7 protein-coding genes are annotated in these 7,751 nt (G+C 61.8%); 6 read left to right on the top strand and 1 reads right to left on the bottom strand.

The genetic code is table 11. The features are described 5' to 3' along the window. The 6 genes from WB528_RS13950 to WB528_RS13975 all read left to right on the top strand — a co-directional run. Window positions 1-974: putative PEP-binding protein (locus WB528_RS13950; RefSeq protein WP_423889001.1), on the top strand; the 974-nt coding region annotated here is incomplete at its 5' end. A gap of 107 nt (window positions 975-1,081) precedes the next feature. Further along, window positions 1,082-1,228 (top strand): hypothetical protein, encoded by a 147-nt coding sequence (locus WB528_RS13955; protein WP_423889002.1) that lies wholly within the window; start codon window positions 1,082-1,084, stop codon window positions 1,226-1,228. 87 nt (window positions 1,229-1,315) lie between these two features. Further along, window positions 1,316-2,779, top strand: a complete 1,464-nt coding sequence (locus tag WB528_RS13960; protein ID WP_423889003.1) for a cell wall hydrolase — start codon at window positions 1,316-1,318, stop codon at window positions 2,777-2,779. Window positions 2,780-2,926: 147 nt separating this feature from the next. Next, window positions 2,927-4,186, top strand: a complete 1,260-nt coding sequence (locus WB528_RS13965; RefSeq protein ID WP_423889004.1) for an MFS transporter — start codon at window positions 2,927-2,929, stop codon at window positions 4,184-4,186. A gap of 123 nt (window positions 4,187-4,309) precedes the next feature. Further along, window positions 4,310-5,296: an MDR family oxidoreductase gene (locus WB528_RS13970; protein ID WP_423889005.1), complete on the top strand. Its 987-nt coding sequence runs from the start codon at window positions 4,310-4,312 to the stop codon at window positions 5,294-5,296. 107 nt (window positions 5,297-5,403) lie between these two features. Further along, window positions 5,404-5,988 carry a hypothetical protein gene (locus WB528_RS13975; protein ID WP_423889006.1) on the top strand — a complete coding sequence of 195 codons (585 nt, stop codon included), beginning with the start codon at window positions 5,404-5,406 and terminating at the stop codon, window positions 5,986-5,988. 167 nt (window positions 5,989-6,155) lie between these two features. On the opposite strand, the gene WB528_RS13980 is transcribed toward WB528_RS13975, so the two are convergent. Further along, on the bottom strand, window positions 6,156-7,751 hold a 1,596-nt coding region (locus WB528_RS13980; RefSeq protein WP_423889007.1), incomplete at its 5' end, for a DUF2339 domain-containing protein.

A 7,751-nucleotide genomic window follows, 5' to 3' on the forward strand; every position in this document is an offset into this window, starting at 1 on the left:
GAATTGGCCTCTGCCGCACCGAACATATGTTCTTCGAGGAAACCCGCATTCGCACCGTCCGCGAAATGATCCTCTCGGAGGATGAACGCGCGCGCCGTGCCGCGCTTTCGAAGTTGTTGCCGATGCAGCGGGCGGATTTCGTCGAACTGTTCGAGATCATGAAAGGGTTGCCGGTGACGATCCGGCTGCTCGATCCGCCGCTGCACGAGTTCCTGCCCCATACGCAAGCCGAGATCGAGGAAGTGGCGCGTGCCATGAATGCCGATCCCCGGCGTCTCGCTGACCGGGTGCGTGAACTCGCCGAATTCAACCCGATGCTCGGCTTCCGTGGGTGCCGGCTGGCGATTGCCTATCCCGAGATCGCCGAGATGCAGTCGCGGGCCATCTTCGAGGCAGCCGTCGAAGCCGGAAAACGCACCGGCAAAGCGGTGGGCCTGGAAGTCATGGTGCCGCTGATTGCGACCAAGGCGGAATTCGATCTCGTCAAGGCTCGCATCGATCTGACAGCGCAGGCCGTGATGAAGGAAACCGGCACCAAGCTGAACTATCAGGTCGGCACCATGATCGAGTTGCCGCGCGCTTGCCTGATGGCCGGTGATATTGCGAAGACCGCGGAATTCTTCTCGTTCGGCACCAATGACCTGACACAGACGACCTACGGCATCAGCCGCGACGATGCGGCAAGCTTCCTCGGCACTTATGTCAGCAAGGGTATTCTGGAGATCGATCCCTTTATCTCGGTCGACCGCGAAGGCGTCGGCGAGCTCGTGAAAATCGGTGTCGCACGCGGCCGCAAGACGCGGCCAAACCTCAAGGTCGGGATTTGTGGCGAACATGGTGGCGATCCGGCCTCCGTTGCGTTCTGTCACCAGGTCGGGCTCGATTACGTCTCTTGTTCACCCTACCGCGTGCCTATTGCCCGCCTCGCTGCGGCGCAGGCCGCGCTCGGCAAGGCCGCCACAAGTCAAGCCTGAGTTTTACGCCATCGTTTTCGAGGATTGAACGGGCCGTGCAAAGCACGGCCCGTTTGCTTTATCGCCGATACCGAGAGTGATCGTTCTCCGCGTCACCACGGGAGCTCATGCAATTATTCATCATTTTTGTTGACGCGATATTTACCACTTTGCTGGAGCGCCTGTTTACCAATGCGCTCGATATCGCCGCTGCAAATCCGCAAAGTATTGCGTGTGTCGCGCGCGACACGCCGATTAACTCCCTCGCAACCTAAATTAGTTACTACCCGGAAAGATCGAATTGCACGGATGCACTGTGTTCGATCGCGTAAGCGTAGTGTTGCGTTGCGTGAGCGTATGAGATGTTACAGTTGCGTACCCGGCCGAGGAGCGCACAGTTTGCGTTCTTCGGTCTCGGTCTTTGCGGTTTCGCATTGACCCCGACGGAAGTCGGATATCAGGACATTGCATCGCGGCTGGCGCAGCAACCCGGCGTCGCCGAGCGTTGGCATAGCCGCGTGTTCTCCTCCGTCGGTACCATTCACGTCGCGGCTTACAGTTTCGTCCGGCCGATCGGCACCGCCGCGCCGCAGGCCCCAACCTATCAGCGCGTAAGTTTCAACCCGGCTAGCGACATTACCGGTTCAATTCCGCGCAATTCGGCTATTCAGACGCCGCCCCGCTATCAGGCGTCGGATTTTCCCAAGGTCGATCGTACGCTCAAGGGCGACCGCCTCGTCGTTGCGCCGCCTTCGCCTCCACAAGCGGCCGTGCCCGCCGATGCCGCGCCCGTCAAGGAAGATCCCGCGACTTCCAATGCCTCGGTGAGGGGAGCCAAGACCGCGGATGGCAAGCTGCCAGCCACGCGAGCGCCGCTCGATCCGGAACTGGCGGAAGCGATGAGCGCGCCGCCGCTTCCGCAATACGATATTTCGCTATCGCTCGAGGCCCAACCGCTCCAGGATTTGAAAAGCTTCGCCGACGCTGATGTGGTCACGTTTGAGAGCAGCCCCTCCCGTGAAGGATTTTCGGTGAAGACCGCCAGTCTGTTTTTCGGCAGCCAGTCTCTAGGCGCGCCGCTGGAGACCATGGAGCGCTGGCAGCCCGGCGAAGCGCCGGTAGTGGTGATGCCGGAGGCACGGGTCGATCCCGACATGAAGGTGATGGCCTCGCTGCCGTCAACCGCCGACCAAACGCCCAAGGCCATTGAGAGCGGCGAGAGCGTTGCCCCCAAGGGCGAAGTCAATGCGGACGACCAGCGCGAGAAGACACCGGCGGAGCGTCTTGGCCTGCTGGATGAGAAGTCGCGCGCCAAGTCTGAAAAATGCCTTGCGGAAGCGGTTTATTTCGAAGCGCGGGGCGAAGCCGTGCGTGGCCAGATTGCGGTGGCGCAGGTCGTGCTGAACCGCGCCTTCTCGGGCTTCTATCCCACAACGGTGTGCGGGGTGGTTTACCAGAACAAGCATCGGCATCTCGCCTGCCAGTTCACCTTCGCCTGCGACGGCGTGGCCGATGTCGTTCGCGAACCCGATATGTGGGACCGCGCCAAAAAGATCGCGAAAGCGATGCTCGATGGCGAGATCTGGTTGCCTGAGGTCGGCAAGTCGACACACTATCACGCCTATTGGGTGCACCCGTCCTGGGTTAGTGAAATGAAGAAGATGTACAAATTCGGCGTGCACACATTTTATCGGCCGCGCGCCTGGGGCGACGGCAGCGACGCGCCAAGCTGGGGCACGCCGGCCCAGACGGCGCAGATTTCGGCGGAGCTCGCCGAGGCCGCCAAGAGTTCAGCCGAAATGTCGGATAGTGCTCCAAGACGCTAACTAAACGTCTTGAGGTGGAATTTCGCAGGGCTGCATTGCGTGCCCACGCGCCAGCCCGCATAGCAGTTCCAAATTCCATGCGGATGCATTAACTTCCTATCCGTGGCGCCCGCCGATCTCACACGCGCGCCTATTCAGGGGATAGGCATGGCTACGACCGAAAGCGACCTGGGCCGGCTTCCAGCCTCCAGCACTTGGCGTACGCCGCTTGTCATCATCGTTTGTGGTTGCGCGATCGCGTTGCTGAGCTTTGGGCCCCGCTCGGGTCTTGGTTTCTTTATTCAGCCAATGAGCCGGGATTTCGCATGGGGCCGCGATATTTTCGGCCTCGCGCTTGCCCTGCAGAATCTGTTGTGGGGATTGGGCCAGCCGATTGCCGGTGCGATCGCAGACCGGTTTGGCGTGCTGCGCGTCATCTGTGTCGGCGCCGTGCTTTATGCGGCGGGCCTGCTCTTGATGAGCCATGCCACCACACCGCTCTCGCTCGATATTGGCGCGGGCGTCCTGATCGGCTTTGGGCTTTCCGGTTGCTCGTTCAATCTGGTCCTGTCCGCCTTCAGCAAGCTGCTGCCGCCGGAGCGACGTGGCGTCGCGCTTGGCGCCGGAACGGCTGCCGGTTCGTTCGGGCAATTCCTGTTTGCGCCGTTCGGCGTTGCCTTGATCGATAATTTCGGCTGGCAGACGGCTCTCCTGGTATTTGCTGCCCTGATGCTGCTCATTCTTCCGCTATCGCTGGCGCTCTCGACGCCGCCCGTAGCCAAGGCAGCCAAGACGGACGTACCTGTCGCAGACCCGCAATCGTTCAAGACTGCGTTGGCGGAAGCATTCGGTCATCGTTCCTATGTGCTTCTGGTGCTCGGCTTCTTCACCTGCGGCTTTCAGCTTGCCTTCATCACCGTGCATCTGCCGGCCTATCTGTCCGATCGGGGTATCCCCGCATCGTCCGGCGGATGGGTCATTGCGGCGATCGGCCTGTTCAACATCGTCGGTTCGCTTGGTGTCGGCTGGTTGCAGAACGTGTTTCCCAAACGCTACATCCTGTCGACGATCTATTTCACGCGCGCGCTCTCAATCGTTGCATTCATCTCATTTCCGATCACCACCTTCTCGGCGATCGCGTTCGGCGCAATCAGCGGCTTGACCTGGTTGTCGACGGTGCCGCCGACCTCGGCGTTGATCTCGCTGATGTTCGGCACCCGCTGGTTCGCAACGCTCTACGGGTTTTCATTTGTCAGCCACCAGATCGGTGGCTTCCTCGGTGTTTGGCTTGGCGGGATCGTGTTCGAAAAATTCGGATCCTACACGCCGATCTGGTGGCTTTCGGTCTTCTTTGGCGTGCTTTCGGCCTTGATCAATCTGCCGATCGTCGAGGCGCCGGTCCGGCGTGCGGTTGCTCAGCCGGCCTGACGGTGCCGTCATATCGCACTCGCCGCCGCATTTCGCGAGTGCTAGGATCGGCTGGGCCCGCTTGCAGACAAGATTTCTGTTGAGTATGGGCTTTCCAGCAGACAAACGCCGGGAGATGTTGCGTTGGCCACGTTCAAAGCGATCAGGATCGACAAAGCAGAGAAGGGCACGACCGCAGCACTGGTTGCGTTCGACGAAGCCGAACTGATGGAAGGCGACGTCACCGTTCGCGTCGAGTGGTCGACGCTGAACTACAAGGACGGTCTTGCCGTTACCGGCAAGGCGCCGGTGGTGCGGCGCTTTCCGATGATCGCAGGCATCGATTTTGCCGGCACCGTCGAGCAGTCCTCGCATCCACGCTGGAAAGCCGGCGACAAAGTTATCTGTAACGGCTGGGGTCTCGGCGAGACCCATCTAGGCAGCTATGCGGAGAAAGCCCGCGTCAAGGGCGACTGGCTGGTGCGCCTTCCTGACAGTATCTCGGCGCGCGATGCGATGGCAATCGGGACGGCCGGCTATACGGCGATGCTGGCCGTGCTGGCGCTGGAGCAGCATGGCCTGACTCCGGCGCACGGTCCGGTCGTGGTCACCGGCGCTGCCGGCGGCGTCGGTTCGGTCGCAACCGCGATCCTGTCGAAGCTTGGCTACCATGTGATTGCGTCCACCGGGCGAACGTCGGAAGCCGGCTATCTCCGGGATCTCGGCGCCGCCGAAGTGATCGACCGCAACGAGCTTTCCGGTCCGGCCAAGGCGCTCGCGAAAGAGCGCTGGGCAGGAGGGGTGGACAGCGTCGGTTCGACCACGCTCGCCAATCTTTTGTCGATGACGAAGTACAGGGGCGCCATTGCGGCTTGCGGACTTGCCGCCGGGATGGACCTGCCGGCCTCGGTCGCTCCGTTTATTTTGCGTGCGGTGTGTCTGTTGGGCATCGATTCCGTGATGTGCCCGATCGGCTTGCGTGAAATCGCCTGGAAGCGCCTCAGCACCGATCTGGAAGCCGGGAAACTTACTGAAATCACTCATGAAATTGGTCTGAGCGACGTGATCGGGGCGGGGGCCAGCATCCTCGCCGGGCAGGTTCGGGGCAGAATCGTGGTAAAAATTTCCTGACGGTATTCAGACTTTACCAACGAAGCTGCGCCAATGTTGCCACGGTTAGTATGGTAAGCAGCGGGTAAAGAGGCATCACCCGCGGCTGGGTAAAGTCGGAGTTGGACATGCTTGCGCGTTTTGTGTTGGGGGCAGTGATGGCCGGTGCGGCGATCGGGCCCGCTGTGGCCGGGCAGATGAATGCCGAGGAGGCCAAGCGTTTCGTATCCGGCAAGGTGTTCACATTCACATGTTTTGACGGCACCCGAGGTGCGGGCCGCATCCTCGACGATATGGGAGCTCTCGGCTCGGTGCAGTTCAGCGGCTCCGGTCCGATCCGCCATGTGCGGTTGCCCGGTAATACGCTGCAAATCCGCGGACAGGCCGTCTGCGCATCGCTGCGGGGTATTCCGTTTGAGCCGTGCTTCAATCTGGACAAACACGACGAGGTCAGCTTCCGCGGATCGGTGTCCGGCATGAGCTTCGCTTACTGCGACTTCCATCATCAGGGCGGGACACAGATGCTGATGGCCCGCGCGGTGGTCCATCCGCGTTCGCGGCGCCCGGTGGAGCAAACCGGTTCGGTCGAAGTGTCGACGCGGGTTGAAACGCCGGCGGTCGAGAGCGCCAAGCTCGAACCGATCAGTTCCGAGCCGAAGCCAGCGCCGGCTAAATCCGAACCGGCGCTCGAGTTGCGTCACTCGACCGATTGACGGTCGCAAGGCGCGTTGCGTCACTTCACTTCCCCGACGAAGATTTGCCGGCTGCATTGAGCGTGATGCTGCGAGCGTGAAGCCCGCAATCATGCGACGCTGATGGTTCGCGCGTTGTCGCGACGGGCAACTTCGCACGGCTGAACCCTTAATTTACGAATGGGTAGCTATGTTCGCGGCGCCGAAAAAGGCGGCTGGAATGCGGCCGGCCGGCGAAACAGCACCTTCTGATAGAACCAGCCGATCGCGACCAGCACGAGGCCCAAGCCCATGAACGACAGCGCGCGATAAACCCCTGTCAGGGTCGATAGATCGACGAGAAATACCTTGCCGATCGTGAGCGCAATCACGGCAGCCGAGGCGAGGCGGGCGCGCTGCGAATTGACGAGAATACCGATGGCGAGCAGCAGCACGCCGAACGTGAGCCAGGCGATCGAATAGGTATACTGCTCGACGTCGAACGTCGCGCCGCTGTTCAGCACCGGGCCGTGATAGAGCCTTCGGATTTCGAAGGTGACATAAGCGAGCGCCAGGACCAGCCCGCCGGCAGCGATGGTGTTGCCATAGGCGGGAGGCCGCCGGCCCGCCACCGCATAGGACAACAGGAGCGCGAGGATCGCAGGGATCGCATAGCCGAGCAGAAGTTCATTGATGAACTCGCCGCGGATGACGATGCGCCAGATGACGGGGTTTTCCAGGAACAACAACCCGAACAAGGCCGCAGCGCCGGCAAACAACGCCAGCAGGACGGCGCCGATGTTGTGGACGATGCTGCCGCTTCGAACCAATAATCGCTCCAGTCCGATCGCCATGGCGAGCGCGGCGCAAACCTGCAAAGCCGTCTCGGTCAATCCCGCACTATAGCGATAGATGTCGCCGCCGTTGATGGCGTGACGAATTTCGAGAAACACCAACAGAACCGTGAAAAGGATGGCAGCCGCCTCCACTGAACGCAACGAAGCGTCATCGCCGCGACGTCGCAAGACCATGCTTCCCGCCCAGAACGACAGCGCCGGAACGCCGTATCCCCACAACAGCCAGTTGAAGATCGGCGTCGTCCCGACCGCCGCACCCACGATGCGCGGCTCGTAAACGATACGCAGCACGACGATGCCCGCCAGTATCGATGACAGCACGCGCAGGAGGGGAATCGGCCGCTGCGTCGAAACCCAAGCGGCTCCAGCCGACGTCAACGCGAGCGCGATGGTGAGCCAGCCTTTGTCGAGAGCAAAGGTCAGCGCCAGCGCCAGTGCCGCGAGTGTGCCGGTCGCTGAGAGCGCGGTTGAGGCCACGAGGCCGGGACGTTGCTCGCGCCGCGTCAGGATTTCGGTCGCGGCCGCAAAGCCTGCTGCCAGCAGCACGGCCAGAATCGCAAACGGGATCGAGCGATCGAGGTGGGCGATGCGGGCATAGAGCGCAATCAACAGCGCGAGCGGCACAAATACGCCCGCGGCTGACCAGATCACGGGCGCCAATGCGTTCGAGCTGCGGCCTTGCGCGAAAAAGCCTGCGCCGCCGAAGCCGCCAGCAAAAAATGCTGCCGTGACCAGGTGCAACGAGATGGAACTATCGGTCGCCGAGGGACCCATCCCCGGCAGCGGGCCGCCCGGCAGTACCAGCATGTCCGGATTGGCGCGCACGGCCCATTCGAGAAATACGATGCCGGCGAAGGCGGCGGCCAATGCGACTGCGCCGGTGGCGGCCGGCGCGCGCCATGCCACCAACAGCGTCGCCGCAGTCATCACGGCGAACACGATGATGGC

Origin of the sequence: Bradyrhizobium sp. (assembly GCF_049586575.1) — a bacterium.
GTDB lineage: Bacteria > Pseudomonadota > Alphaproteobacteria > Rhizobiales > Xanthobacteraceae > Bradyrhizobium.

What these genes read in the sequence shown, in the direction of transcription:
- WB528_RS13955 (WP_423889002.1), top strand. Translation starts at nt 1,082, where the DNA reads ATGCAATTATTCATCATTTTTGTTGACGCGATATTTACCACTTTGCTG.
- WB528_RS13960 (WP_423889003.1), top strand. Translation starts at nt 1,316, where the DNA reads ATGTTACAGTTGCGTACCCGGCCGAGGAGCGCACAGTTTGCGTTCTTC.
- WB528_RS13965 (WP_423889004.1), top strand. Translation starts at nt 2,927, where the DNA reads ATGGCTACGACCGAAAGCGACCTGGGCCGGCTTCCAGCCTCCAGCACT.
- WB528_RS13975 (WP_423889006.1), top strand. Translation starts at nt 5,404, where the DNA reads ATGCTTGCGCGTTTTGTGTTGGGGGCAGTGATGGCCGGTGCGGCGATC.